Consider the following 24,465-nt stretch of genomic DNA (forward strand, 5'->3'; position numbering starts at 1 on the left):
GTCGGTCGCCCACGCTCCGCGTGGGCTCCCTCCTCCGCCTTGCGATCCACGGCACCACGCGGACACCAGCCGCTGCCGCGGCGGGCGCTCCCTCACCCAGCCAGATCCAAACGAAAGACCCTAGCGCGTTCTGTTCAGACTCTGGAGCGCGGCGCGCAGCAGCCGCGGTACGGGAGGCTGGGCCCCCTGGGCCACGGCGGCCTCCGCCTGCGGTGTCACCAGGGCGACCGCCTCGTCCGCCTCGCGGGGGGCGTAGCCGAGGCCGATCAGCGCGGCATGGAGCTGATCGCTCCAGGAGGCGGGGGCGACGGCGATGCCCTGACGGCCGATGACCGCGCCGACCGGCTCGCCGAGCCGGTCCTTCAGCTCCAGCAGCAGCTTCTGGGCGCCCTTCTTGCCGATGCCCGGGACAGCGGTCAGCGCCTTCTCGTCCCCGGTGGAGACGGCGACGCGCAGCGCGTCGGGGCTGTGTACGGCGAGCATCGCCTGCGCCAGCCGGGGTCCGACCCCGCTGGCGGTCTGCAACAGCTCGAACACCTGGCGTTCGTCGTCGTCCGCGAAGCCGTAGAGGGTCAGTGAGTCCTCCCGTACGACCAGGGAGGTGGCGAGCTTCGTCTGCTGGCCGACGCGGAGAGCGGCGAGTGTGCCCGGGGTGCACTGGACGGCCATCCCCACACCGCCGACCTCGATCACGGCCGTGGTCGGGGCGAGGGCGGCGACCGGGCCGCTGACGAAGGCGATCATCGCGTGACCTTCCGTACGGATGTGGTGCTGGGGACACGGGAGGCGCGCGCCGCCGTCCGTGCCTGCTGGGCCGCCTGCGCCTGCCGAAGACGGTTCATGGCGGGGGCACGCCAGATATGGCAGATGGCGAGGGCGAGGGCGTCGGCGGCGTCGGCCGGCTTCGGCGGTGCGTCGAGCCGCAGCAGCCGGGTCACCATCGCGCCGACCTGGGCCTTGTCCGCCCGGCCGCTGCCGGTGACGGCGGCCTTGACCTCGCTGGGGGTGTGCAGCGCGACGGGGATGCCGCGGCGCGAGGCACAGAGCATGGCGACCGCGCTGGCCTGGGCGGTGCCCATGACCGTACGCACATTGTGCTGGGCGAACACCCGCTCCACCGCGACGAGTTCGGGCCGGTGCGCGTCGAGCCAGGACTCTATGCCCCGCTCGATGGCGACCAGCCGCTCGCCGGTCTCCACGTCGGTGGGCGTACGGACCACACCCACACCGAGCATCGTCAGCGGCCGGCCCGCGACACCCTCGACGACTCCGACACCGCACCGGGTCAGTCCGGGGTCAATGCCCAGCACCCGCATCGCGCCCTCCCCCTCGCTCAGTTGTTCGCGCTGATCAGCACAGTATCGGTAGGCACCGACAACGCGACGGGCCGACGGAGGTGTGTCCCCCGTCGGCCCGTCGGCTGAAGTCCTGTCAGGTACCGGCCCCGTCAGGCGCCGGCCCGTCAGACGTCGACCTTCTCCATGACCTCGTCCGAGACATCGAAGTTGGCGAAGACGTTCTGCACGTCGTCACTGTCCTCCAGCGCGTCGATCAGCTTGAAGATCTTGCGCGCGCCCTCCTCGTCCAGTTCGACCTGCATGGTCGGGACGAAGTTGGCCTCGGCGGAGTCGTAGTCGATCCCGGACTCCTGGAGCGAGGTGCGGACCGCGACCAGGTCGGTGGCCTCGCTGAGCACCTCGAAGGACTCACCGAGGTCGTTGACCTCCTCGGCGCCCGCGTCCAGCACGGCGCCCAGCACATCGTCCTCGCCCAGTTCACCCTTGGGGACGATCACGACGCCCTTGCGGTTGAAGAGGTACGAGACGGAGCCGGGGTCGGCCATCGAGCCGCCGTTGCGGGTCATGGCCACGCGCACGTCGGAGGCCGCGCGGTTGCGGTTGTCGGTGAGGCACTCGATCAGCACGGCGACACCGTTGGGACCGTAGCCCTCGTACATGATCGTCTCGTAGTCGGCGCCACCGGCCTCAAGACCGGCGCCGCGCTTGACGGCCGAGTCGATGTTCTTGTTCGGCACGGAGCTCTTCTTGGCCTTCTGGATGGCGTCGAAGAGGGTCGGGTTGCCGTCGATGTCGGCGCCGCCGGTACGGGCCGCCACCTCGATGTTCTTGATCAGCTTCGCGAAGAGCTTGCCGCGCTTGGCATCGATCACGGCCTTCTTGTGCTTCGTCGTAGCCCATTTAGAGTGGCCGGACATCTGCCTGTCTCCTTCGCGTAACCGGTTCTGCCTCTGCTCGGCAGAGATCCTACCGGGACGAGCGCGCCCGTCGTCCCTGCCACCGTCCCCCGGGGAACGCGGCCCGTCCCTCCCCGTCCGTCAGGGGGCGCCGGCCCGCGCGCCCCGGGAACCGTCCCGTACCAGCTCGGTGAAGAAGCGGTGGAGCCGGTGGTCACCCGTGAGTTCCGGGTGGAACGACGTCGCGAGCGCGTTGCCCTGCCGTACGGCGACGACATGGCCGCCGTACTCGGCGAGCACCTCGACCTCGGCGCCCACCGACTCGACCCAGGGCGCGCGGATGAAGACGCCCTCGACGGGGCCGCCCCCGACCCCGGCGACCTCGACGGCCGCCTCGAAGGACTCGTTCTGGCGGCCGAAGGCGTTGCGGCGGACGATCATGTCGATACCGCCGATGGTCTCCTGGCCGGAGCGGGGGTCGAGGATCTTGTCGGCGAGCATGATCATTCCGGCGCAGGTGCCGTACACCGGCATTCCGGCCCGTACGCGCGCCCGCAGCGGCTCCAGCATCCCGAAGAGCGCGGCCAGCTTCGACATCGTGGTGGACTCGCCGCCCGGGATCACCAGCCCGTCGACCTCGGCCAGCTCCTCCGGGCGCCGGACGGTCCTGGCCACGGCGTCCGCCGCGGCCAGGGCACCGAGATGCTCCCGGACATCACCCTGGAGTGCGAGGACGCCGATCACCGGGGTGCCGCCGGTCACAGGGGTGGTCATGGGGCGTTACCAGCCGCGCTTGGCGTAGTGCTCGGACTCCGGGAGGGTGTCGATATTGATACCGACCATGGCCTCGCCCAGGTTCCGGGACGCGTCCGCGATGATCTTCGGGTCGTCGTAGAAGGTGGTGGCCTTCACGATGGCGGCGGCGCGCTTGGCCGGGTCGCCCGACTTGAAGATGCCGGATCCGACGAAGACGCCCTCGGCGCCGAGCTGGCGCATCAGCGCGGCGTCGGCGGGGGTGGCGACACCGCCGGCCGAGAAGAGCACCACGGGCAGCTTGCCGAGCGCGGCGACCTCCTTGACGATCTCGTACGGCGCGCGCAGTTCCTTGGCGGCGGCGTACAGCTCGTTGTTGTCGAAGCCGCGGAGCCTCGCGATCTCGTTCTTGATCTGACGGAGATGGCGCACCGCCTCGACGACATTGCCGGTGCCGGCCTCGCCCTTGGAGCGGATCATGGCCGCGCCCTCGGCGATCCGGCGCAGGGCCTCGCCCAGATTGGTGGCGCCGCAGACGAAGGGCGTGGTGAACGCCCACTTGTCGGAGTGGTTCACCTCGTCGGCGGGGGTCAGCACCTCGGACTCGTCGATGTAGTCCACCCCGAGGGACTGGAGCACCTGCGCCTCGACGAAGTGGCCGATCCGCGACTTGGCCATGACCGGGATCGAGACGGCTTCGATGATGCCCTCGATCATGTCCGGGTCGGACATCCGGGCGACGCCGCCGTCCTTGCGGATGTCGGCGGGGACGCGCTCCAGCGCCATCACGGCGACCGCGCCGGCGTCCTCGGCGATCTTCGCCTGGTCCGGTGTGACGACATCCATGATCACGCCGCCCTTGAGCTGCTCGGCCATACCGCGCTTGACGCGCGCGGTGCCGGTCTCGGCGGACTGAGGGGTGGTGGGGAGCGTGGTGGACACGAATCGACCTCACTGGCTGGCTGACGGTGGCTGGCTGGCTGGCTGAAAACGACGGAGAAACCGCACGCACAGGTAACGCCCGGGGAGCAGTCCACAGCAAGGGCCAATGAACAGGCGGTGGATCGTTCTCGCGCCCAGCCGGGACGGGCCCGGCCGGGGCCGGGCCTCAGGTCGAGGCACCGGGCCGGTCCGCCAGCGCGACGGGCGGCTCGTCGTCCATCTCGAAGGCGAGCGGGAACGGAGCGTGTCCGGCGAGCCTGAACCAGCGGACCTTACGGTGGCGGCGCAGGGCGCGGGCGGCGCGTACGGCGTCGTTGTGGAAGCGCCGGGCCATGGGTACGCGCCGTACCGAGGCGGCGAGTTCACCGGCGGCCTCGTCACCGCCGGGAGCCGCCCGTACGGCCTCGACCTGCGCGGTCTCTCCGAACACGGCCCGCAGCGCCTGGCTCAGCTCGCTCTCCGCGACCTCCCGCTGCTCCTCCTCGGCCTGCCGGGCCGCGTGCGCGGCCTGGTAGAGCACGATGGACGCGGCGGGGTCGAGCACACCGGAGGTCGCCAGTTCCTGGGTGACCGAGGCACGCCGGAGCAACTGCGCGTCGAGGGCCGCGCGAGCGGCGTCGATACGGGTGTGCAGCCGGTCGAGCCGGCCGGCGGTCCAGCTCAGATAGAGCGCGCAGACGACGACGGCGACGACGATCCAGATGAGAGTTTCGGTCACGCGGGGCAGGCTATCGGGACGCACCCGGTCACCGGCCTGCCCGGCCCCTGCCCGGCCTCCTCCTACGGAGGGCGGCGCCGGACACGAGCCGGACGCCCGGTCGCGGCCGGTACGTCAGCCGGTTGTCAGCCGGTCGCCGGTTCGGGGCGGATGTCCGGGGGCGTGCGGGACCGGGACTGGGCCTCGATACCGCCCGGGGTGTCGCCGTCCGCGCGGCGGCGGAGGCGGGCTCGCAGGCCCGTGCGTTCGTCCGCCGCCACCGACGCCGCCCCGTCCGTCACCGTCTCGTACACCGCGAGGATGTCCGCTCCGACCGTCGCCCAGTCGAACCGCCGCACATGCGCGCTCCCCCGCTCGCGCAGCGCCTCGCGCCGTTCCGCGTCGCCCAGCAGCCGTACCGCCGCGCCCGCCAGCGCGTCCGCGTCCTCGTTGGTGAAGAGCTCGCCCGCCGACCCCTGGTCCAGCACCTGCGCGAACGCGTCCAGGTCGCTCGCCAGCACCGCCGCGCCCGCCGACAGCGCCTCGACGAGGATGATGCCGAAGCTCTCGCCGCCCGTGTTGGGCGCGATGTACAGATCGACGCTGCGCAGCAGCCGCGCCTTGTCCTCGTCGCTCACCATCCCGAGGAACTCGACCCGCGACCGCATCTCCTTGGGAAGCGACTCCACGGCCTCCTTCTCGTCCCCGCGCCCCGCCACCAGCAGCCGGGTCTCCGGATAGACGGCGAGGATCTTCGGCAGGGCCTTCATCAGCACCGGGAGCCCCTTGCGCGGCTCGTCGATCCGTCCGATGAAGCCGATCGTGCGGCCCTGCCAGGCCGGATTGATCTCGGCCTTGGCGAAGAAGTCGACATCGACACCGTTCGGGATCACCACCGCGTCTCCGCCGAGATGCTCGACCAGCGTCCGGCGCGCGTACTCGCTCACCGCGATCCGCGCGCTGATCTTCTCCAGCGCGGGCTGGAGGATCGGATACGCCGCGATCATCGCCCGCGACCGCGGGTTCGACGTGTGGAACGTGGCGACGATCGGCCCCTGCGCGGCCCAGCAGGCCAGCAGACCCAGCGACGGCGAGGTCGGCTCATGGATATGGATCACGTCGAACGTGCCGTCGTGCAGCCACCGCCGTACCCGCGCCGCCGACAGGAAACCGAAGTTCAGCCGGGCGACCGAGCCGTTGTACGGCACGGGAACGGCCCGTCCGGCGGAGACGGCATACGGCGGCAGGGGCGTCTCGTCGTCCGCGGGCGCCAGTACGGACACCTCGTGACCGAGCCTGATCAGATGCTCGGCCAGGTCCCTGATGTGGAACTGGACGCCGCCGGGCACGTCCCACGAGTACGGACAGACGATGCCGATCCTCACCGGGGACTCCCCCCGGAACCGGTCGGCCCGGGTTCGAGATCCGTGAGCCACAACCGTTGCAGCATGTGCCAGTCCTCCGGGTGCTCGGCGATTCCGGTGGCGAAGACGTCGGCCACCGCCTGTGTCATCACAGACGTCTTCTCGGCGCGCGTACCTGTCTCCGGGACCTCGACCGCGGGATGCACCTGTCCCCGCATCACCGGTGAATCGTCGTACCAGAGTGTCGCCGGCAGCAGCAGCGCCCCGGTCTGCTGGGCCAGCAGCGCGGGCCCCGCGGGCATCCGGGCCTTCTCCCCGAAGAAGTCGACCTCGACACCGGAGGACGACAGATCACGGTCGGCGACCAGACAGACCAGACCGCCGTTGCGCAGCCGCCGCGCGAGCGCGCCGAACGCGGAGCCGCCGGTGTGCGGCAGCACCTCCATGCCGAGGCTCTCGCGGTAGGCCACGAACCGGTCGAAGAGGGACTCCGGCCTGAGCCGCTCGGCGACCGTCGTGAACGGCACCCCCTGCCCGCGGGTGAGCCAGGCTCCCGCCAGGTCCCAGTTGGCGAGATGCGGCAGCGCGAGCACCACGCCCCGCCCGGCCGCGAGCCCCTCCGTCAGACAGTGGATGTCCTTGATCTCGACACCGCCGCTCACCCGCTCCCTGCTCCAGGCGGGCAGCCGGAAGGACTCCATCCAGTACCGCATGTACGAGCGCATCCCGGCCCGGGACAGCTCCGCGAGCCGTTCGGGACCCGCGTCCGGCACCACGCGCGCCAGATTGGACTCCAGCCGCAGCACACTCGCGCCGCGCCGCTTCCACACGGTGTCCGCGACGGTCCGGCCGAGCGCGTCGGCCACGGGCTCGGGGAGCTTCTTGACGGTGCTCCAGCCGAGTCCGTACAGGGAGTCGGTCAGCCGCTCGCCCACCCCGCTCATGAGGTGCTCCCGCTCCCCCGCGGGGTGCTCCCGGTGTTCCCCGGCCCGGCGCCGGCCGCCGCGGCGTCGGCCTCGGCGGATTCCCGCCGTACGGTCACGACCCGCTGGCCGAGCGTCACCACGCTGCCGGCCGCCACGATCCACAGCGCGATGGGCAGCAGGATGTCGATCCCCGGCACACCGAAGCCGTGCAGCCCCGCCAGACCGGCCGCGACCAGCGAGATGACCAGCCGCTCCGCCCGCTCGACCAGTCCGTTGACGGCCACGGGCAGCCCGATGGACTCGCCCCGGGCCTTGGTGTACGAGACGACCTGGCCGCTCGCCAGACAGAAGATCGCGACGGCGCACAGGACGTTGTTGTCGCCCTCGCCCGCGTACCAGAGCGCGAACCCGGCGAAGATCGCGCCGTCGGCGACCCGGTCGAGCGTCGAGTCGAGGAAGGCGCCCCAGCGGCTGGAGATCCCCGCCTGCCTGGCCATGTTCCCGTCGACGAGATCGGAGAAGACGAAGACGGTGATGACGATCGTGCCCCAGAAGAACTCCCCGCGGGGGAAGAAGACCAGCGCACCCGCCATCACCCCGGCCGTACCGATCAGCGTGACCGCGTCCGGACTCACTCCGCGCCGGAGCAGAAACGCGGCGAACGGTGTGAGGACACGCGTGAAGAATGCACGCGCGTACTTGTTCAGCATGGCCTTCCCGAGGTTCGGTGGGCCGAGCGGCCCCGACGGCCACCGGCTAGGTCCTGTCCTTCGCGGACTCGCGACGCCGCGGTGACATGAACCGCTGCCTCGGCGGACGGCACCTCGCCGCGCCGCCGGAGACGTCGGATTCGTCCAGTACCTTCCAGTACGTGCACGATCCTCCGCCTCGCGATGCCCCCGCAGCCTTTCGGCAACGGGAGGTACCCCCTCCACCAGGCGCCACGGCTGACCACGAGGACCGGCCGGACAGGACCGGGCCCATCGTAGCCACGCCCCCCACACCGTACCGCCGGGCACCCGGACCGTGCCGTCGCGTACGACGTATGGACGCACCATGGCCGGAGTGCGAAGCTCGAAGGACCACCGCGGGCATCGCCGGAGCTGCCGCGGCGGCTCCCACGGCCCGCGCCTCTCTCCAACTCCTCACCGCGATCGACCGGGAGGCGGGAATCATGGGCGACAAGGCGCGTACACACCCCGGAGCCGCCGGCAGAGCAGTGGCGGCCGACCGGCCCGCGTCCGTACGGAACGTGGTGCTGGTCGGCCACAGCGGATCGGGCAAGACCACGCTCGTCGAGGCTCTCGCGCTCACCGCGGGGGCGGTGAACCGAGCGGGCCGGGTCGAGGACGGCGGCACGGTCTCCGACCACGACGAGATCGAGCACCGCCAGCAGCGCTCCGTGCAGCTCTCCCTCGTCCCCCTGGAATGGGGCGGATACAAGATCAATCTGCTGGACACCCCCGGCTACGCCGATTTCGTCGGGGAACTCAGGGCCGGTCTGCGGGCGGCGGACGCGGCCCTTTTCGTTGTGTCGGCCGCCCAGGAGGCGGAGGCCATGGCCGGTGCCACCCGTACCGTCTGGGAGGAGTGCGCGGCGGTCGGGATGCCGCGCGCGATCGTCGTCACGCATCTCGACACGGCGCGCACCGGCTTCGACGAGATGACCCGGCTCTGCGGGCTGATGTTCGGCGGAGACGACCCCGACGCGGTGCTGCCGCTGTATCTGCCGGTGCACGGCCAGGAGGGGCCGGACGGACACGCGCCGGCCACCGGACTCGTCGGACCGCTCTCGCGACGGATCTTCGACTACTCCTCCGGGGAGCGCCGGGAGGATCCGCCCGCCCCGGGCGAGCTGCCGCGGATCGAGGAGGCACGGAACCGGCTGATCGAGGGGATCATCGCCGAGAGCGAGGACGAGACGCTCATGGACCACTATCTGAGCGGCGGCGAGATCGACCTGAGGACACTGATCGGGGATCTGGAGAAGGCGGTGGCGCGCGGCATCTTCCACCCGGTGCTCGCGGCGGCCCCCGCTCCGCCCGGCGGCCGCCAGGGTCTGGGCACCGTCGAGCTGCTCGATCTGATCGCCACCGGTTTCCCGAGCCCCCTGGAGCGTCCGGTCCCCGGGATCACGACCCCGAGGGGAGCGCCGCGTCCGGGAATCGGCTGTGATCCCCGGGGCCCGCTCGTCGCCGAGGTGGTCAAGACCGCCTCCGACCCCTACGTGGGCAGGATCTCTCTCGTACGGGTCTTCTCGGGCACGCTGCGGCCGGACGAGCTGGTGCATGTGTCGGGTCACGGTCTCACCGACCGCGGTCACGAGGACCACGACGTCGAGGAACGGACCGGCGCGCTCTCCTCCCCCTTCGGCAGACAGCAGCGCGTGACGGGCCACTGCGTCGCCGGAGACCTGGCCTGTGTCGGGAAACTCGCCGGCGCGGAGACCGGGGACACCCTCTCCGCCCAGGACGATCCGCTGCTGATGGAGCCCTGGACCATGCCCGATCCGCTGCTGCCGCTGGCCGTCGAGGCCCACAGCAAGGCGGACGAGGACAAGCTGTCCCAGGGGCTCGCCCGGCTGGTGGCCGAGGATCCGACGATGCGGCTGGAGCAGAATCCGGAGACCCGTCAGGTGGTGCTCTGGTGCCTGGGCGAGGCCCATATGGATGTCGCGCTGGAGCGGTTGCGCACCCGGTACGGCGTCCGGGTCGACGCCGTGCCGTTCAGGGTCGCGCTCCGGGAGACCTTCGGCGGGAGTTCGGCGGGGCGCGGCCGGCATGTCAAACAGTCCGGTGGCCACGGTCAGTTCGCGATCTGCGAGATCGAGGTGGATCCCCTGCCGCCCGGCTCCGGGGTCGAGTTCGTCGACAAGGTGGTGGGCGGCGCGGTGCCCCGGCAGTTCATCCCGTCCGTCGAGAAGGGCATACGGACCCAGGCCGCGCACGGAGTCGCGGCGGGCCGTCCGCTCGTCGACATCCGGGTCACCCTGCTCGACGGGAAGGCCCACTCGGTGGACTCCTCCGACGCCGCGTTCCAGACGGCGGGCGCGCTGGCGCTGCGCGAGGCGGCCGTCGAGGCGTCGGTCCATCTGCTGGAACCGGTCGCCGAGGTGCGGGTCCTCGTCCCCGACGAGTACGTGGGACCGGTGATGAGCGATCTCTCGGGACGGCGCGGCCGGGTCGTCGGTACCGAACAGGCCGGTCCTGGAAGGACCTTGGTGATGGCCGAGGTGCCGGAGCTGGAAATCGGACGGTACGCGGTGGACCTGCGGTCGGTCACCCATGGCGCCGGCCGCTTCAGCCGCTCGTACGCCCGCCATGAGCCGATGCCCCCGGCGGTCGCGGACCGGCTCCGCGAACAGGAGGGCAGTCTCGTCTGAGCCCTGCCCGGCGCCGGTGGGGCGCGGATGGCCGGTCCTGTGCGGCGGGTGGCCGGTCCGATATACGCCGGTGGCTGAAGAGAGCCACTCCCCTGACGCGAACGCCCTCACCCGGTTACGCTGTGGTGCCCAGCTCAGCACGTGTGCGGGGCGCGCGGGCCGGGTAAAGGCCGCGACAGCGGATCTTGCGGCGAGGGGGCGGCAGTGGCGGACAACGGATTCGACTTCAGCCCGGGGGCACAGATCCCGCTCCAGGGATCGGCCGGACAGAACCCCGCGACGAACGCCCTCGCGTCGGCGTCCTATCGGGACACCCCGATGGAGGAGATCCTCAAGGCCGACAACGATGTGCACAAGTCCAAGGTGTCCAAGGGCAGGTTCTCGCTCTTCGAGCCCAATCTGGGCGAGGCGTTCGCGCGGGCCCTCCACCTCCGTACGCTCGGCGGCGGCCGGGGAGCGCTCATCCAGTCCTTCGGGATGGAGCCGCAGATGGTGGTGCTGCACGCCCTCGCCGCGAACCGCATCCGCAAGGACCGCGACATCAAACTCACCGCCGTGACCGCGCTGTTCGGGCTGGTCTTCCTGCCCGGACTGCTGGTCTGGCTGGGAGTCTTCCAGCTGCGGCGTACGCTCGCGGGCTCCAAGGACCGGCGCTCGGGGCTGATGGGGACGGCGCTGCTGCTGGGCGTGGGTCTGCTGGCCGTGATCCTGATGCTGCGGCTGCCGTTCGACGGTTTCCTCGGCTGGTATGTGCGCGGCATGATCGTCGCCCCGGTCGTCGGCTGGCTGCTGGCCAGGCGGATCTGTGAGTCCACCGCCAAGGATCTGCGCGCCCGCTGGTCCGATCTGCTCGCGGGCGGCGGCCTCGGCGCCAAGGTTCCCGAAGCCGTCCCCGGAAACCCCGGGGACGCGACCCGGGAGGCGGTGCGCCAGGGCATAGAGAAGCTCACGGCCGAGCAGAATTCCAACGTCGTCTTCTACGCCGGCCCCAAGGGCATACTCGGCATGGGCACCCGCTGGGGGAGCTGGCAGCTCGCCGAGGCCCTGGTGCCCAAGGACCCGGGCAAGGAGATCCACCAGTTCCGCAGTTATGACGTGGTACGGGCCATCCACGACCAGCTCAAGCTACTGGAGCGCGGGCCGATCAACTCCGGTGGATTCCCGCCGCCTTCGGTCAAGCACTGGATCGTCGCGCCCGTCGGTGAGGGCGCCGGCTCGGTGTCCAGGCCCGACGGCCAGGACGTGGAGGCGTATCAGGTCAAGCCCCATGAGATACAGCGGATCTGCAACCACCAGCAGTTCGGCGCCGGCAGCCGCCACTATCTCGGGGTGCAGTTCGTCCTCTGGGACGGCCAGCTCGTGATCACCATGATGATCAATGTGACCGTGCTCCACGAGACCCTGCGGATCGAGGTCTCCGGTCATGCCCTGGGACCGATCCACGGGCTCTTCGGCTCGGGACCGTCCGCCAAGACCGTGAGCCGGCCCAAGACCGTCCGGTTCTGGGAGACCACCTCGCGGACGCTGCCCCTGGTCGAGCCGAAGGAAGCGGTCCGGCTGGCGGTGCGCGCCCCCTTCACCTGGTATCCGCCGATCCTGGACTTCCTCGGCGGCAAGCTCTCGCTGCCCGAGCCTTTCGGTCTGCGGCACGCCTGGGCCGATCAGCCGTGGAAGCACCGCTTCATGGCCGATGACGCGATGCGTGCCGCCACGCCCGTCCTGCGTGTGGCGCACAAGGCGGCGCTGCGCGTGCTGGACGAGCACGGGGTGGACACCTCGGGCTTCAGCAGCCGGGCGGCCTCGCTCTTCGGCGCGGTGCAGGACCCGTCGCCGAAGCGCGTCGACGCGTACGACGCGTAAGCAGGCCCGCGCGGCCCACCGCCGCGCGGGCCGGCGCTCACGCGCGGGTCGGGGCGCGCGGGCTACGGCTCTATGGGCGCCGGCGGTACGGGCCAGGCGTCCGCGAGCATCGCGCGCGTATCGGCGAGCAGCTGCGGAAGCACCCTCGTGTGGCCCACGATCGGCATGAAGTTGGTGTCACCGCCCCAGCGCGGCACCACATGCTGATGGAGATGCGCGGCGATCCCCGCCCCCGCCGCGACGCCCTGGTTCATCCCGATGTTGAACCCGTGCGCCCCCGAGGCGGTACGGAGCGCGGTCATCGCGTGCTTGGTGAAGAGAGCGAGCTCGGCGGTCTCCGCGTCGTCCAGGTCGGTGTAGTCGGCCACATGACGGTAGGGGACGATCATGGAGTGGCCGCCGTTGTACGGGTAGAGGTTCAGCACTGCGTACACCCGCTCGCCGCGCGCCACGATCAGCCCGTCCTCGTCGGACTTGGACGGGATGGAGCAGAAGGGACAGCCGTCCTCGGCACCCGGCCCGGTGGGCTTGTTCTCGCCCTGGATATAGGCCATCCGATGGGGCGTCCACAGGCGCTGGAACGCGTCCTGGGTCCCCACTCCGATCTGCTGCTCCGGCTCACTCGTCATGCTGTGCAGCATAGAACTTCGCCCCGGTGAAACGTGCCGCCGGGCCCCGGCCCGACGGCCCCCGGGAGCCCGATGCCTCCCGGGGGCCGTCACCGTACCCGCGCCCGCGCGCCGTACGCGGTACGGGCGTCAGACCTGGACGCGGCGCTCCACCACGTCGACCAGCTTCGCCAGCGCCTGATCACGCGGGACGCCGTTCTCCTGGGAGCCGTCGCGGTAGCGGAAGGACACCGTGCCCGCGTGCATGTCGTCGTCACCGACGATGATCATGAAGGGCACCTTCTGCCGCTGCTGGTTCCTGATCTTCTTCTGCATACGGTCCGAGGACGCGTCCACCTCGACGCGCAGCCCCTTGCGCTTCGCCTCCGCCGCGAACTCCTGGAGATACGGCACATGCGCGTCGCCGACCGGGATGCCCACCGCCTGCACCGGCGCCAGCCAGGCCGGGAACGCGCCCGCGTAGTGCTCAAGCAGCACCGCGAAGAACCGCTCGATCGAGCCGAACAGCGCGCGGTGGATCATCACCGGCCGCTGCTTGGAGCCGTCCGGCGAGGTGTATTCGAGATCGAAGCGGTCCGGCAGATTGAAGTCGAGCTGGATGGTGGACATCTGCCAGGTACGGCCGATGGCGTCCCGCGCCTGCACCGAGATCTTGGGGCCGTAGAACGCGGCACCGCCCGGGTCGGGGGTCAGCGGCAGGCCCTGCTTCTCGGCCACCTTGCGCAGTACCTCGGTGGCCTCTTCCCACGCCTCGTCCGAGCCGACGAACTTGGTCTCGTCCTTGGTCGACAGCTCCAGATAGAAGTCGGTCAGACCGTAGTCACGGAGCAGGTTCAGCACGAACGTCAGCGTCGAGTCCAGCTCGTCCGCCATCTGTTCGCGGGTGCAGTAGATGTGCGCGTCGTCCTGGGTGAACCCGCGCGCGCGGGTCAGACCGTGCACCACGCCCGACTTCTCGTAGCGGTACACCGTCCCGAACTCGAAGAGGCGCAGGGGCAGTTCACGGTAGGACCGGCCCCGGGCGTCGAAGATCAGGTTGTGCATCGGGCAGTTCATGGGCTTGAGGTAGTAGTCCACGCCCTCGTCGAGCTGCATGGGCGGGTACATACCGTCGGCGTACCAGTCGAGATGCCCGGACTTCTCGAACAGGGCGCCCTTGGTGGCGTGGGGGGTGTAGACGAACTCGTACCCCTCCTCCTCGTGCCGCCGCCGCGAGTAGTCCTCCATGGCCCTGCGGACCACACCGCCCTTGGGGTGGAAGACCGCGAGACCGGAGCCGATCTCCTCCGGGACGGAGAAGAGGTCCAGTTCGCTGCCGAGCTTGCGGTGGTCGCGCTTCTCGGCCTCGGCGAGGAACTCCAGATGCGCCTTCAGCTCCTCCTTCGACGGCCACGCGGTGCCGTAGATGCGCTGGAGCTGCTTGTTCTTCTCGCTGCCCCGCCAGTACGCCGACGCGTTCCGCATGAGCTTGAACGCCGGGATGCTGCGGGTGGTGGGCAGATGCGGGCCGCGGCACAGATCCCGCCAGCACAGCTCGCCCGTCTTGGCGTCCAGGTTGTCGTAGATGGTCAGCTCGCCGCCGCCCACCTCGACATCCGCGCCGTCCTCGGTCGAGGCGGAGCCCTTGAGCCCGATCAGCTCCAGCTTGTACGGCTCGTCGGCGAGCTCCTCGCGGGCGGCCTCGTCGGTGACGACGCGCCGCGAGAAGCGCTGGCCGCGCTTCTGGATCTCCTGCATCTTCTTCTCGATGGCCTTGAGGTCATCGGGGTGGAAGGGAGCCGCCACGTCGAAGTCGTAGTAGAAGCCGTCCCTGACCGGCGGGCCGATACCCAGCTTGGCCTCGGGGAACAGCTCCTGCACGGCCTGTGCCATGACATGCGCGGTGGAGTGGCGCAGGATGTTGAGGCCGTCCTCGGAGGAGATCTCGACGGGCTCGACGATCTCGCCCTCGCCCGGTACGTACGCGAGGTCCTTCAGCTCGCCGCCGACGCGCGCGGCGATCACGGTGCGCTCCCCGGGGAACAGCTCGGCCGCCGTAGTGCCCGTCGTCACCACGCGCTCTTCCCGCTCGGAATCGCGTTGGATGATCACACGGACGTCTGACACCGGTCTCTCCTGACTCTGGGGCGCGACAGCGGACACTGCGCGTCTGAATCGTACCGAGCCCGGGGGGCCGGTCGCGAAACGGTTTGCCGAGCGGTGACCGAGGGTGCGACCGCCACCACCGCGGGCGGTCCCACCCGCGGCGTCCGCGGTCCGCCGCCGGCCGCCCCGCCATCGACCGCCCCGCCATCGGCCGCCCCGCCGTCACAGCCGCCCCGCCGCCGGCCGCGACCGGCGCGGGTCCCCGTGGGCGTCGCCCCGCCGGCGTCAGTCACCGCCGCCGCACGCCTCCTCGAAGTAGTCCAGGTTCTCCTGGAGCGACTTCATCAGCCGGTCCCGCTCGGCGTCGTCGACCTGGACGGGCACCACACCGCTGGCGTCGGTGAGCCTGCGGAACCCGCCACGGCTCTCCAGTCTGCCCACCACCCGGATCGGCAGACCGACGAGATGCGCGTGCCCCGCGACGCGGTACGACTCCTCGTCGAGCGCCACCCGGACATGCGGGATCTCCGCCCCGGCGAGGACCCGCAGCCGTACGGACCCCTCGCCGCCGGTACCGGCCCGGCGCATCCGGATCACCGCGCCGGTGATCCGTACCGGTACGGAGGGCTCGTCGCGCAGATAGCGCTTGCCCGCCTCGCGCAGCGCGGGCAGATCACCGGGCGAGAACTCCACCGGTTCGGGGCGGGCGGCGCATCCCTCGGGCACCCCCGCGCCCGGCGCCCAAGCCAGGGCGACCCGGGCCCCTTCCGTTCCCCGTACGAGCGCCACCAGCGCCTCGGTCAGCTCCCGGCTCACCCCGGCCTCCACCGCGGAGTCGAACGCCTCCATGCCCCCGGTGGCCCGCTGGTAGTCGGCGGCCTCCCGGGCCGCGGAGAGGGCGTGATGAAGCTGTACGGCGACGGACCGGCCGCTCGTCACCGGCAGGAACGCGGTCAGTTCGCGTCCGCCCGGCGCCGGTCCGACCAGTACCCCTCCCAGCGAGTCCTGGGCCTGCCGGCGGTGGCGCGCCCCGTAATACCCCGCCCTGCCCCGGACGGCGAGCGCCCCGGCGAGCAGAAGCTGTCTGGCCGCCGTGCGGAGCTGTTCCTGTACGGTCCACTCCGCGGCGCCGGAGGGGCCGGGCGGCACATCGCGCCACCAGCGGATCTCGTCGCTGGGCACGGCGAGACCGACGAGCACCTCACGCGCGGAGGGAGCCGCGCTGCGGGCGAGCGCCGTGAGGGCCTCGGCGAGCAGGTCCTCGCAGTCGGGGAAGGCACGGCTCTCGGGGACGAGCAGGCTCGTCCCGCGCGCGCCCGGCCCCGGTGGGGTCCAGCGGGCATAGCGCCCGGGGGCGCCACCGCGCCGCCGCCAGCCGTGCCGGGCGAGCAGGGCGCCGAGGACGGCGGGGTCGGTCCTGGTGGGGTCCGGTTCCGAAGCCGTTCCCCCGTTCCAGGAGTGGCCCCCGGCCAAGGGCTCCGGCTCCGGCATCTCGGTCGGCGACGAGTGGGAACGTACTGGCTCGTCGGACGGCCACCCCATCACGGTCTCCCTCCCGACCCGACACGGGTCATGATCTCGCAGAGCGCCCGGTCGTCGAAGATCCGCGCGGTGGGCACCCGCACCGTGGTGCGGTACCGGCCGGTCACCGGGTGGCCGGCCAGATTGATCCAGTAGCAGCAGTGTCTGAGGTCGAGCCGGTCGTGGCTGGCGCGCAGCCATTCGTCCTGGGTCCTGGGCACGAGCATCACGACCAGGATCTTGTGCACGGAGACCGGGGTGCGGGCGAGCTTCACGAGATGGGCGTTGTCGAGGGTGAAGGAGAAGGCGGGCCCCGCCGGGTGCGGGGCGATCTGGTAGGTGCATTTGAGCTGGACCTTGATGGTGACCTCGTCGTCGACGAGATGTCCTGGCGCGCTGTGGCTCACGTGCCAGTCGATGCCGTTGTCGGGAAAGGGCTGGCTGAGTGAGCAGCCCGCCGCGGCGGCGACCGCGTGGAGGTAGCCCACCTGGAGTGTCTCCATGCAGGCGGTGGTGGCGAGCGCTCCGCGCAGCGGTGCCATCCGCTCGGGCAGCAGCCCACCCGGTTCGGGCTTGGCGAGCGCCATGGCTCAGGGTGCCTTCCGGGCCGTACCGGTCAGTTGGAGCGACGGGACGTCAACTCACGTGCCCGACACCTGTGTTGTCACCGAACGGAGCCCCCCGTAAACGGCGCGTACCGAACGACCTGTCCGGGTATCACCGATTCGGGCAGTGGCTGGACGCCATCTGCCGCTCAGGCGCGAGGAGTTCGGGGATGACGCGTTGGTATGAGGGACCGTTGGCAGCGTTCGACACCGAGACGACGGGGGTCGATGTCGAGGAGGACCGTATCGTTTCGGCCGCTCTCGTCGTCCAGGACCTGGCGGGCGGCAGGCCGCGGGTGACCCGCTGGCTGATAGATCCGGGTGTGCCGGTGCCCCCGGCGGCCACCGCGGTGCACGGTCTGACGGACGACTTCCTGCACCGCAACGGCCGCTGGCCGGCCCCGGCGATCGAGGAGATGGGCAGGGCGCTGGCCGAGCAGTGCGCGGCGGGCCGTCCGCTGGTGGTGATGAACGCGCCGTTCGATCTGACCCTGCTGGACCGTGAGTTGAGGCGTCACCGGGCGTCGTCCCTGGCGCGCTGTCTGGAGAACGTCCCGCTCTGTGTGCTGGATCCACGTGTCCTGGACAAACATCTGGACCGTTACCGCAAGGGCCGGCGCACCCTGACCGATCTCTGTGCCCACTACGAGGTGGAGCTGGAGGGGGCCCATGACGCGGCCGTCGACGCGGTGGCGGCGCTGGAGGTGGTCCGGGCGGTCGGCCGCCGGTTCGCGGCGCGGATGGAGCGGCTGAGCGCGGCGGAGCTGCATACGCTCCAGGCGGTCTGGCACGCGGCGCAGGCGCGGGGTCTCCAGGCGTGGTTCTCCCGTAACGGTACGGAGGAGTCGGTGGATCCGGCCTGGCCGCTGCGGCCCGAGCTGCCCGCCGCCGCTTGATCACCGGCGCTCGTCCTGATCACCGGCGTCCGGAACACGGATGTCCACGGCGTTCACCGGTGCGTCCGGAACAGGGTGCGTCCGGAACGCGCGAAGGCCGGTCCGTCGCTGACGGACCGGCCTCTCCCGGTGGGCGATACTGGGTTCGAACCAGTGACCTCTTCGGTGTGAACGAAGCGCTCTCCCACTGAGCTAATCGCCCGGGAACGCACTGAACCATACAGGTCCCCTCGGGTCTCCTTCAAACCGAATGCCGGGTACTCACCCCCGAATCTGAGTACGGGAGCCCATGGCACGGCGTGTGGCGCGGACCACACTCGCCGGTATGACGAATGTGCCGCCGCCCGCACAGGAGCTGGCGATCATCGACCAGGAGCTGGTCCGACTCGACGCGCGCAGAGGCCAGTTGCTCACGCGCAAGGCGTATCTGCTGAACCTGCGCGAGCGGCAGGCGCCGCCCTTGGCGCAACCCGTCGCGCGGTCCTTCGCGCCTCCGGCCGGGACCTCCTCGCCCGGTGCGCAGAATGTGCTGCTCATGCTCGGCGGACTGCTGCTGGCGGTCGCGGCGATCGCCTTCACCCTGGTGAGCTGGGGCCATCTGGGGATCGGCGGCCGAGCGGCGGTACTGACCGGGGTGACCGTCCTGACGCTCGCGGTGCCCGTGCCGCTGCTGCGCCGGGGCCTGCGCTCGACCGCGGAGGCGGTGGCCGCGCTGGGTCTGGTGCTGACGGTCCTCGACGCGTACGCGCTGTACCGGGTGGCGCTGCCGGGGACGGACGGTCTCGGTTACACGGCGGCGGCCACCGCCGTGCTCGCCATGCTCTGGGGCGGGTACGGGACGGCTCTGGGCGGTCTGCGCGGTCCGCTGCCCGCGGCCGTGCTGACGGCCCAACTCCCCCTGACGCTCTGGGCGCTGGCCACCGGCTCCACCCCTCTGACGGTGTCCTGGGCACTGCTGGTGACGGCGGCGCTGGACACCGCGCTCGCGTCGCGTACGGGATCCCGTACGGTACGGGGCTTCGCGGGCGTCGCCGCCGGGGTGACGGCGGCCGGGGCGCTGCTGGTGGCCGGGGAGCTGTCCCTGTCTGCGGTGACCCCTTCGGCGGCGCTGCGGCCGGGCGCGCTGCTGCTCGCGGCGGCGGCGCTGGGTCTCTTCGCGGCCCGCCGCGCGGGCGCGGCCGGTCCTGTCTGCGCGGCGGTGGCGGGACTGGCGAGCATCGCGGCGGTCGGCGCGGTGGTGCGTACGGCCGTACCGGACGGCTGGACCGCTCCGGGGTATCTGCTCTGCGCCGTCGCGCTGTCGACGGTGGTACGGACCCGGCTGCCGCGGCCGGTCGTCCGGGGACTCGCGGGGGCCGCGGGGCTGGTGGCCGCCCTGTCGGTGCTGTGGGCGCTGCCGGCGGTCGCCGTCGCGCTGCTGGGCGGCGTGGCCGCGATCCCGGAGATCTGGACGGGCGTGCCCGCCGCGCCATGGCCGGGCCCGCCGAAGGCGCCGGTGGTCCTGCTGACGGCGGCCGGGGCACTCGCGGCGTCGGTGTACGGCCCCTACCCGGGCGCACGGCACACGGGGGCCGGATCCCGAGCCGGAGCCGAAGACAGAGCCGGAGACGGATCCCGAGGCGGAGTCAGCGCGGTCGCGCGTACGCTCGCGCTCTGCGGCTCCCTGGCGCTCGGCTGGGCAGGCGTCCTGGTGCTGCCGCTCGCCCTGGACGCGGCCTACCCGGTCAGGGTGGCGGTGCCGGCGCTGCTGACGGCAGGGGCGCTCGCGGTGGTCGTGGGCCCGCGTGTCCCCGGGGGCTGGCCGGTGCGGGTCACCGCGCTGGTCTGCGCCCTGGCGGGCTCGGCCGGTGGCTCGCTGATCTCGCTCGGCGGTCGGGCCGCGACGGTGACCACGCTCGCCGTGCTGTCGGCGCTGTTCGCCGGGGCCGCCGCGGCCCGGGTGACCGCCCATGCCGCGGAGACCGCGGAGACCGCGGAGACCGCGGAGACCACCGGGACCACGGGGATTACGGGGACCACGAAGGCCACATGGACCGTCCGTATCCGCGCGGTCCTGGCCTGTACGGCCGTCGGGTACACGACCGCGCTGGTGGCAGCCGCGTGCGCGGCGGCCGGACTGTCCGTCGGGACCACGGCCGTGGCCGTTCTCGTGGTTCCCGCGGCGGTGGCAGTGCTCGCCGCCCTGCCGGCCACGCGCCCGCTCGCGGCCCCGATCGAGATCACCGCCGCCGGCGCCGGTCTCCTCGCCGTCGCGCTGGCCTCGGACCGGGCGTCCGTACTGGCGCTGGTACTCGCGCTGTGCGGGGTGATCGCGGCGGGCACCGCGGTCCGCGCCGAGCGCAGAACGGTGGCCGGGTACACCGCCACGGCGCTGTTCGTCCTCGCCACCTGGGTCCGGCTGGCCGCCTCCGACGTGCCGGTGCCCGAGGCGTACACACTGCCCGTGACGCTCTCCGCGCTCGCCGTGGGGCTGCTGCGGCGCCGCCGCGATCCGGGGGCCTCGTCATGGACGGCGTACGGTCCGGGACTCGCGGCGACCCTGCTGCCGAGCCTGCTGGCGGCATGGGGCGACACCCACTGGTCCCGGCCGCTGCTGCTGGGAGTCGTGGCCCTGGCCATCACGCTCATGGGCGCCCGGCTGGGCCTCCAGGCGCCGCTGGTCCTGGGCGGTACGGTCCTTGGCCTGGTCGCGCTGCACGAGCTGGCCCCGTATGTCGTGCAGGCCGTGGGCGCGCTGCCGCGCTGGCTGCCGCCGGCCCTCGCGGGAGTGCTGCTGCTCGCGGTGGGCGCCACGTACGAGCGGCGTCTGAAGGACGCCCGCAGGGTGCGCCGGAGCCTGGGCCGGATGCGCTGAGCGGCAGGGCGAGAACGGGCGACAGCAGGGGCGACAGCAGGGGCGACAGCAGGAAACGAGCGGAGGAAACGAGCGGAGGAAACAGCGAGGCCCCGGAGACCTGTCGGTCTCCGGGGCCTCGATTCCGGGTGGGCGATACTGGGTTCGAACCAGTGACCTCTTCGGTGTGAACGAAGCGCTCTCCCACTGAGCTAATCGCCCCGGCGCACCGCATACATTACCCCATGTCAGCGGCGCCCCACGACGCGTACCGGATCACTCGTCGATCTTCCAGGGCATGACGATCCCGAACCGCCAGACATAGATCCCGACCAGCACGGCGATGATCACCAGACCGATGGTCGTCAGGATCACGTTCCGCCGCCGGACCTTGGGATCGAGCGCCTTCTGGGCCGCCTCCGTCACCTTGCGCCGGGTCCAGCGCAGCACCAGCTGGGCCCAGACGAACTCGGTCGCCCAGATCGCCATCCCGCCGAAGATCACCAGCCAGCCGGGACCCGGCAGCACGAGCATGGCGGCGCCCGCCCCGACCACCGCGAGACCGACCACGAAGACGCCGACCTGCCAGCTCAGATGGAGCGTCCGCGACGCCCGGATGAAGCCCGGCGCGCGCGAGCCGAGCTCACGCTCCGGCGCGGTCCCAGGGCCTTCCGTCACATCCCCCGCGGCGGGCTCCGGGGTCGCCGGAACGACGACCTGCCCCCGCTCGTCACTCTCCGCATGCATGAGCCCAACGTACCCGAATCGCTCACGTCACCGGAATGGCCGTATGACCCGAAGTCACACACCGCTGTACGAGGTACCTGAAGGCGCACAAAAGAGACAGAGGGGTTTACAACGGCACCATAGGTGGCATGTCGAATTCGCCGACGTGCGAATCCCCGAGCGCACACTGAGCGAAAGGCCCTGGCGCTTATGAACACCACGGTCAGCTGCGAGCTGCACCTGCGCCTCGTTGTATCGAGCGAGTCCTCACTGCCTGTACCTGCGGGCCTGCGGTATGACACGGCCGATCCTTATGCCGTGCACGCCACCTTCCACACCGGAGCCGAGGAGACGGTCGAGTGGGTTTTCGCCCGCGACCTTCTCGCCGAGGGGCTGCACAGGCCCACCGGCACGGGCGACGTCCGGGTCTGGCCGTCCCGCAGTCACGGTCAGGGCGTCGTCTGCATTGCTCTGAGCTCCCCGGAGGGAGAAGCGTTGCTCGAGGCCCCGGCGCGGGCCCTGGAGTCGTTCCTCAAAAGGACCGACGCCGCGGTGCCGCCGGGCACCGAGCATCGTCACTTCGACCTCGATACGGAGCTCTCACACATCCTGGCCGAGAGCTGAGCCAGGCAGAGGGCTGCTCGGCGCCGTCCGACTCGGGGAGACGGCGCCGTGCGGACAATCGCATGACAATCGCATACAGGGAGGACACCGGCGCCGACGCCGCGGAACCCACCGCGACGCCGGCGCCGGTGCGTTTCCGCCGTCGAGGGGCGCTCCCGCCGATGAGGTGTTCACCGCCGGTTTCCGTCGCGGGCGTGTTCCACCGGCCTCACGTTCCCCGCCCGGCCGCTCCGGGCAGCGGCTAAAGTCAGCGGGATTCGGCGGGCACCGGCCCGCGGCAGGCCAGGGAGCGGATCGTGCTGATTCCCCACGACACCCGGATCGCCCTCGACACCGTGGTCGATCTGGTGAACACCGCGCCGGAGGACGGTACGGGCGGCGCCCGGAACGGCACACCCGACGGCCTCGCGGACATCGAGGCGCTGTACGGCTTCGTACAGAGCCACAGCCTCAGTGGGGTGGGTGACCTCGGCCGGCGCGATCTGCGGGCCGTGCTGGAGGTGCGGACGCGTTTCGCGGAGGTGTTCGCGGCACCGGACGCGCGCGCCGCGGCCGATCTGATCAACCGGCTGGTCGCCGCCGCGGGGACGACACCGCAGCTCACCGATCACGACGGCTACGACTGGCATGTGCACTACTTCGCGCCGGGGGCCTCGGTCGCCGATCATCTCGCCGCCGACTGCGGGATGGCGCTGGCGTTCATGGTCGTGGCCGGTGAGCAGGAACGGCTGCGCCGCTGCGAGGCCCCGGACTGCGGGCACGCGTTCGTCGACCTGTCGCGGAACCGTTCGCGCCGCTACTGCGACAGCCGCACCTGCGGCAACCGGCTGCATGTCGCCGCGTACCGGGCTCGCCGCAAGGAAGCGGCCGGCTGAGCCTCACAGCAGGAACAGATCGTGCACCGCTGCCATCAGCAGCAGCGAGCCGATCACCGTCAGAAAGATCATCAACGGTGGCTGGGACAGCGCGAAAAGGCAACCGCGCTGCTCATCGGTGGGTACGGGGGTTTCACCCCGGGAGGTATCGAGCATCTCGGGGCGATCATGACGTACCCCGGAGCACGCCAATGACCAACACGCGTTTTCGGCGCGGGAGTTCATCATATTCCGTGGACAAATCACTGGAACCGCTGCCGGAACGGCGCTCACCTGCGATCCTGCCGCGAATACCCCGGGGACGCCCCTCCGCCGCCCGTCGTCAGATGCCGTGCTTCTTGAGGATGGCCTCGATGTCACTGAAGTCGTCACCCGGCTGTGCGGCGCGCTCCTTGGCCTCCGGCCGCGCGGCCGGCCCGCTTCCCGGACCGAGCGAGGGCACCGACGCGGCGGGTTCCACCGCTCCCCGTCGTGCCGCCTTGGCGGCCTCCCTGCGCTGCTTACGGGTCCGGCCGCCGCGCCGCTCCACCGCGCGTGTCGTCATGAAGAGCAGCCACGCCACCGCGAGCACACCGAAGCCGAGCCAGGCCGTCGGGCTGAAGGCGGTGTCGGCGGCCCACTTCACGATGCCCGTCATCACCAGGGCCACCGGGACCAGCGCGTACGCCAGGATCCTGGCCGCGGCGAGGAACCGCTTGCGGTAGGCCGTGATCGCGGCGATGCCCACGCCCGCCGCTGACACCGCAGAGCAAATGGTCTCGGCAATCATCAGGTCCTCCAGGCAGAGCGCGTCGGGGCCGAACACCTTCCCGCACTCCATCCTGCACCTGACCGCCCGCTCGGGGCCACGGTAGGGAAGGGCGTCCCGCGGATCTCGGGGAGAACTGGGGGACGTCGTCCTCCCCAGGTCCCGGTCGCGGCTCCCACCGGACCCGGTTTGGGCCGGGGCGCCGTCTCCGGGAGACTGGCCCCCATGAGCGACTTCACCACCGCCGGGCCCAGCGCACCCGTCGTCCTCGACATCTGGTTCGATCTCCAGTGCCCGGACTGCCACACCGCCGTGGCGGACCTGAGCGCGCTGCGCGCCCGCTACGGCGACCGGCTGGAGACGCGGCTGCGGCACTTCCCCCTGGAGAGGCACAAGCACGCGTACGCCGCCGCCCAGGCCGCGGAGGAGGCCGCCGAGCAGGGCAAGGGATGGCCGTACGCGGAAGCCCTTCTCGCCAGGACGGCGGAGCTGACCGCCGGGGGCGAGCCCGTACTGCTGGAGATCGCCCGGGAGCTGGGTCTGGACGCCGAGGAGTTCGACACCGCTCTGATCGACGGCCGGCATCTGCTGGCCGTCGACGCCGACCAGGCCGAGGGCAAGGCGATCGGGGTGACCGGCACACCGACGTATGTCATCGGCGAGGAGCGCCTCGACGGCGGCGGGAGCCAGGAGGGTCTGCGCGTCCGGATCGAGGAGATCGCCGACCGGCTGCTCGCGCCGAAGAGCGTCTGACCGGGCCGCGGCCCGGTCAGGACCCGGCGGAGGCGGACCTCGGAGCGGCGGC

The 24,465-nt window shown here is 71.4% G+C and carries 22 protein-coding genes, 2 tRNA genes and 1 pseudogene; 7 read left to right on the forward strand and 18 right to left on the reverse strand.

From position 1 onward, the window contains the following. Nucleotides 1-120: 120 nt before the first annotated feature. The 9 genes and pseudogenes from ruvA to pgsA form a co-directional block, all read right to left on the reverse strand. Nucleotides 121-744: a Holliday junction branch migration protein RuvA gene (ruvA, locus tag ACWGDX_RS05565; RefSeq protein WP_453622558.1), complete on the reverse strand. Its 624-nt coding sequence runs from the start codon at nt 742-744 to the stop codon at nt 121-123. After that, nucleotides 741-1,316, reverse strand: a complete 576-nt coding sequence (ruvC, locus tag ACWGDX_RS05570; RefSeq protein WP_453622560.1) for a crossover junction endodeoxyribonuclease RuvC — start codon at nt 1,314-1,316, stop codon at nt 741-743. Before ruvC ends, ruvA begins: the two co-directional genes overlap by 4 nt. A 146-nt stretch (nt 1,317-1,462) precedes the next feature. After that, nucleotides 1,463-2,215, reverse strand: coding sequence for a YebC/PmpR family DNA-binding transcriptional regulator (locus ACWGDX_RS05575; protein ID WP_453622561.1), 753 nt, complete (start codon nt 2,213-2,215; stop codon nt 1,463-1,465). Between the two features lie 120 nt (nt 2,216-2,335). Then, the gene (pdxT, locus tag ACWGDX_RS05580) at nt 2,336-2,968 is read right to left on the reverse strand and encodes a pyridoxal 5'-phosphate synthase glutaminase subunit PdxT (protein WP_453622563.1); all 633 of its coding nucleotides are present in this window, start codon (nt 2,966-2,968) and stop codon (nt 2,336-2,338) included. Nucleotides 2,969-2,974: 6 nt separating this feature from the next. Then, nucleotides 2,975-3,889 (reverse strand): pyridoxal 5'-phosphate synthase lyase subunit PdxS, encoded by a 915-nt coding sequence (gene pdxS, locus ACWGDX_RS05585; protein ID WP_363084239.1) that lies wholly within the window; start codon nt 3,887-3,889, stop codon nt 2,975-2,977. 166 nt (nt 3,890-4,055) lie between these two features. Then, complete coding sequence (locus tag ACWGDX_RS05590; RefSeq protein ID WP_453622565.1) at nt 4,056-4,607, reverse strand: hypothetical protein; 552 nt, start codon at nt 4,605-4,607, stop codon at nt 4,056-4,058. Nucleotides 4,608-4,831: 224 nt separating this feature from the next. Then, nucleotides 4,832-5,971 (reverse strand): annotated as a pseudogene (locus ACWGDX_RS05595) (glycosyltransferase family 4 protein); the annotation flags it as partial. Next, entirely contained in the window at nt 5,968-6,894 is a 927-nt protein-coding gene (locus ACWGDX_RS05600; RefSeq protein ID WP_453622567.1) for a phosphatidylinositol mannoside acyltransferase, read from the reverse strand. The pseudogene ACWGDX_RS05595 and the gene ACWGDX_RS05600, both read right to left, overlap by 4 nt. Then, entirely contained in the window at nt 6,891-7,586 is a 696-nt protein-coding gene (gene pgsA / locus ACWGDX_RS05605) for a phosphatidylinositol phosphate synthase (RefSeq protein ID WP_363084242.1), read from the reverse strand. Before pgsA ends, ACWGDX_RS05600 begins: the two co-directional genes overlap by 4 nt. Before the next feature lie 464 nt (nt 7,587-8,050). Between pgsA and ACWGDX_RS05610 the strand changes: the two genes are divergently transcribed. Then, nucleotides 8,051-10,258: an elongation factor G-like protein EF-G2 gene (locus ACWGDX_RS05610; RefSeq protein ID WP_453622796.1), complete on the forward strand. Its 2,208-nt coding sequence runs from the start codon at nt 8,051-8,053 to the stop codon at nt 10,256-10,258. Nucleotides 10,259-10,462: 204 nt separating this feature from the next. Continuing rightward, a complete protein-coding gene (locus ACWGDX_RS05615) occupies nt 10,463-12,118 on the forward strand; it encodes a hypothetical protein (protein ID WP_453622570.1) in 1,656 nt (551 codons plus the stop codon). 62 nt (nt 12,119-12,180) lie between these two features. On the opposite strand, the gene ACWGDX_RS05620 is transcribed toward ACWGDX_RS05615, so the two are convergent. The 4 genes from ACWGDX_RS05620 to ACWGDX_RS05635 all read right to left on the reverse strand — a co-directional run bounded on the left by ACWGDX_RS05620 (nt 12,181) and on the right by ACWGDX_RS05635 (nt 16,940). After that, nucleotides 12,181-12,759, reverse strand: coding sequence for an HIT family protein (locus ACWGDX_RS05620; RefSeq protein WP_365900548.1), 579 nt, complete (start codon nt 12,757-12,759; stop codon nt 12,181-12,183). A gap of 117 nt (nt 12,760-12,876) precedes the next feature. Continuing rightward, nucleotides 12,877-14,853, reverse strand: a complete 1,977-nt coding sequence (gene thrS / locus ACWGDX_RS05625) for a threonine--tRNA ligase (RefSeq protein WP_453622572.1) — start codon at nt 14,851-14,853, stop codon at nt 12,877-12,879. Between the two features lie 264 nt (nt 14,854-15,117). Further along, nucleotides 15,118-16,374, reverse strand: coding sequence for a hypothetical protein (locus tag ACWGDX_RS05630; protein WP_453622574.1), 1,257 nt, complete (start codon nt 16,372-16,374; stop codon nt 15,118-15,120). Further along, the gene (locus tag ACWGDX_RS05635; protein ID WP_365900545.1) at nt 16,374-16,940 is read right to left on the reverse strand and encodes a DUF4365 domain-containing protein; all 567 of its coding nucleotides are present in this window, start codon (nt 16,938-16,940) and stop codon (nt 16,374-16,376) included. Before ACWGDX_RS05635 ends, ACWGDX_RS05630 begins: the two co-directional genes overlap by 1 nt. A gap of 188 nt (nt 16,941-17,128) precedes the next feature. Between ACWGDX_RS05635 and ACWGDX_RS05640 the strand changes: the two genes are divergently transcribed. Continuing rightward, nucleotides 17,129-17,854, forward strand: a complete 726-nt coding sequence (locus ACWGDX_RS05640) for a 3'-5' exonuclease (protein WP_363085665.1) — start codon at nt 17,129-17,131, stop codon at nt 17,852-17,854. Between the two features lie 130 nt (nt 17,855-17,984). Here ACWGDX_RS05640 and ACWGDX_RS05645 read toward each other — a convergent pair. After that, nucleotides 17,985-18,056 (reverse strand) — tRNA-Val (locus ACWGDX_RS05645). A 123-nt stretch (nt 18,057-18,179) separates the two neighbouring features. On the opposite strand from ACWGDX_RS05645, the gene ACWGDX_RS05650 reads away from it, so the two are divergent. Continuing rightward, complete coding sequence (locus tag ACWGDX_RS05650; protein ID WP_453622577.1) at nt 18,180-20,708, forward strand: SCO7613 C-terminal domain-containing membrane protein; 2,529 nt, start codon at nt 18,180-18,182, stop codon at nt 20,706-20,708. 129 nt (nt 20,709-20,837) lie between these two features. Here ACWGDX_RS05650 and ACWGDX_RS05655 read toward each other — a convergent pair. Continuing rightward, a tRNA-Val gene (locus ACWGDX_RS05655) sits at nt 20,838-20,909 on the reverse strand. A gap of 54 nt (nt 20,910-20,963) precedes the next feature. Then, nucleotides 20,964-21,434: a TIGR02611 family protein gene (locus ACWGDX_RS05660; RefSeq protein WP_453622579.1), complete on the reverse strand. Its 471-nt coding sequence runs from the start codon at nt 21,432-21,434 to the stop codon at nt 20,964-20,966. 189 nt (nt 21,435-21,623) lie between these two features. On the opposite strand from ACWGDX_RS05660, the gene ACWGDX_RS05665 reads away from it, so the two are divergent. Then, entirely contained in the window at nt 21,624-22,037 is a 414-nt protein-coding gene (locus tag ACWGDX_RS05665; RefSeq protein ID WP_003959770.1) for an SsgA family sporulation/cell division regulator, read from the forward strand. 296 nt (nt 22,038-22,333) lie between these two features. Beyond that, nucleotides 22,334-22,912: a CGNR zinc finger domain-containing protein gene (locus ACWGDX_RS05670; RefSeq protein WP_382849521.1), complete on the forward strand. Its 579-nt coding sequence runs from the start codon at nt 22,334-22,336 to the stop codon at nt 22,910-22,912. Between the two features lie 3 nt (nt 22,913-22,915). On the opposite strand, the gene ACWGDX_RS05675 is transcribed toward ACWGDX_RS05670, so the two are convergent. Together ACWGDX_RS05675 and ACWGDX_RS05680 are read right to left on the reverse strand one after the other, a co-directional pair. Beyond that, the gene (locus ACWGDX_RS05675) at nt 22,916-23,068 is read right to left on the reverse strand and encodes a hypothetical protein (protein WP_363085343.1); all 153 of its coding nucleotides are present in this window, start codon (nt 23,066-23,068) and stop codon (nt 22,916-22,918) included. Nucleotides 23,069-23,234: 166 nt separating this feature from the next. Then, nucleotides 23,235-23,681, reverse strand: coding sequence for a hypothetical protein (locus ACWGDX_RS05680; RefSeq protein ID WP_453622798.1), 447 nt, complete (start codon nt 23,679-23,681; stop codon nt 23,235-23,237). Nucleotides 23,682-23,885: 204 nt separating this feature from the next. Here ACWGDX_RS05680 and ACWGDX_RS05685 point away from each other — a divergent pair, with 204 nt between their 5' ends. Then, nucleotides 23,886-24,413, forward strand: coding sequence for a DsbA family protein (locus ACWGDX_RS05685; protein ID WP_453622581.1), 528 nt, complete (start codon nt 23,886-23,888; stop codon nt 24,411-24,413). Nucleotides 24,414-24,465 lie beyond the last annotated feature (52 nt).

This window comes from Streptomyces sp. NPDC055025 (assembly GCF_053608565.1).

Excerpts from the sequence above, each read along its gene's own strand:
- ruvA (WP_453622558.1), bottom strand. The coding sequence starts at position 744 with ATGATCGCCTTCGTCAGCGGCCCGGTCGCCGCCCTCGCCCCGACCACG.
- ruvC (WP_453622560.1), bottom strand. The coding sequence starts at position 1,316 with ATGCGGGTGCTGGGCATTGACCCCGGACTGACCCGGTGCGGTGTCGGA.
- ACWGDX_RS05575 (WP_453622561.1), bottom strand. The coding sequence starts at position 2,215 with ATGTCCGGCCACTCTAAATGGGCTACGACGAAGCACAAGAAGGCCGTG.
- pdxT (WP_453622563.1), bottom strand. The coding sequence starts at position 2,968 with ATGACCACCCCTGTGACCGGCGGCACCCCGGTGATCGGCGTCCTCGCA.
- ACWGDX_RS05600 (WP_453622567.1), bottom strand. The coding sequence starts at position 6,894 with ATGAGCGGGGTGGGCGAGCGGCTGACCGACTCCCTGTACGGACTCGGC.
- pgsA (WP_363084242.1), bottom strand. The coding sequence starts at position 7,586 with ATGCTGAACAAGTACGCGCGTGCATTCTTCACGCGTGTCCTCACACCG.
- ACWGDX_RS05610 (WP_453622796.1), top strand. The coding sequence starts at position 8,051 with ATGGGCGACAAGGCGCGTACACACCCCGGAGCCGCCGGCAGAGCAGTG.
- ACWGDX_RS05620 (WP_365900548.1), bottom strand. The coding sequence starts at position 12,759 with ATGCTGCACAGCATGACGAGTGAGCCGGAGCAGCAGATCGGAGTGGGG.
- ACWGDX_RS05630 (WP_453622574.1), bottom strand. The coding sequence starts at position 16,374 with ATGGGGTGGCCGTCCGACGAGCCAGTACGTTCCCACTCGTCGCCGACC.
- ACWGDX_RS05635 (WP_365900545.1), bottom strand. The coding sequence starts at position 16,940 with ATGGCGCTCGCCAAGCCCGAACCGGGTGGGCTGCTGCCCGAGCGGATG.
- ACWGDX_RS05640 (WP_363085665.1), top strand. The coding sequence starts at position 17,129 with ATGACGCGTTGGTATGAGGGACCGTTGGCAGCGTTCGACACCGAGACG.
- ACWGDX_RS05650 (WP_453622577.1), top strand. The coding sequence starts at position 18,180 with ATGACGAATGTGCCGCCGCCCGCACAGGAGCTGGCGATCATCGACCAG.
- ACWGDX_RS05660 (WP_453622579.1), bottom strand. The coding sequence starts at position 21,434 with ATGCATGCGGAGAGTGACGAGCGGGGGCAGGTCGTCGTTCCGGCGACC.
- ACWGDX_RS05665 (WP_003959770.1), top strand. The coding sequence starts at position 21,624 with ATGAACACCACGGTCAGCTGCGAGCTGCACCTGCGCCTCGTTGTATCG.
- ACWGDX_RS05675 (WP_363085343.1), bottom strand. The coding sequence starts at position 23,068 with ATGCTCGATACCTCCCGGGGTGAAACCCCCGTACCCACCGATGAGCAG.
- ACWGDX_RS05680 (WP_453622798.1), bottom strand. The coding sequence starts at position 23,681 with ATGATTGCCGAGACCATTTGCTCTGCGGTGTCAGCGGCGGGCGTGGGC.
- ACWGDX_RS05685 (WP_453622581.1), top strand. The coding sequence starts at position 23,886 with ATGAGCGACTTCACCACCGCCGGGCCCAGCGCACCCGTCGTCCTCGAC.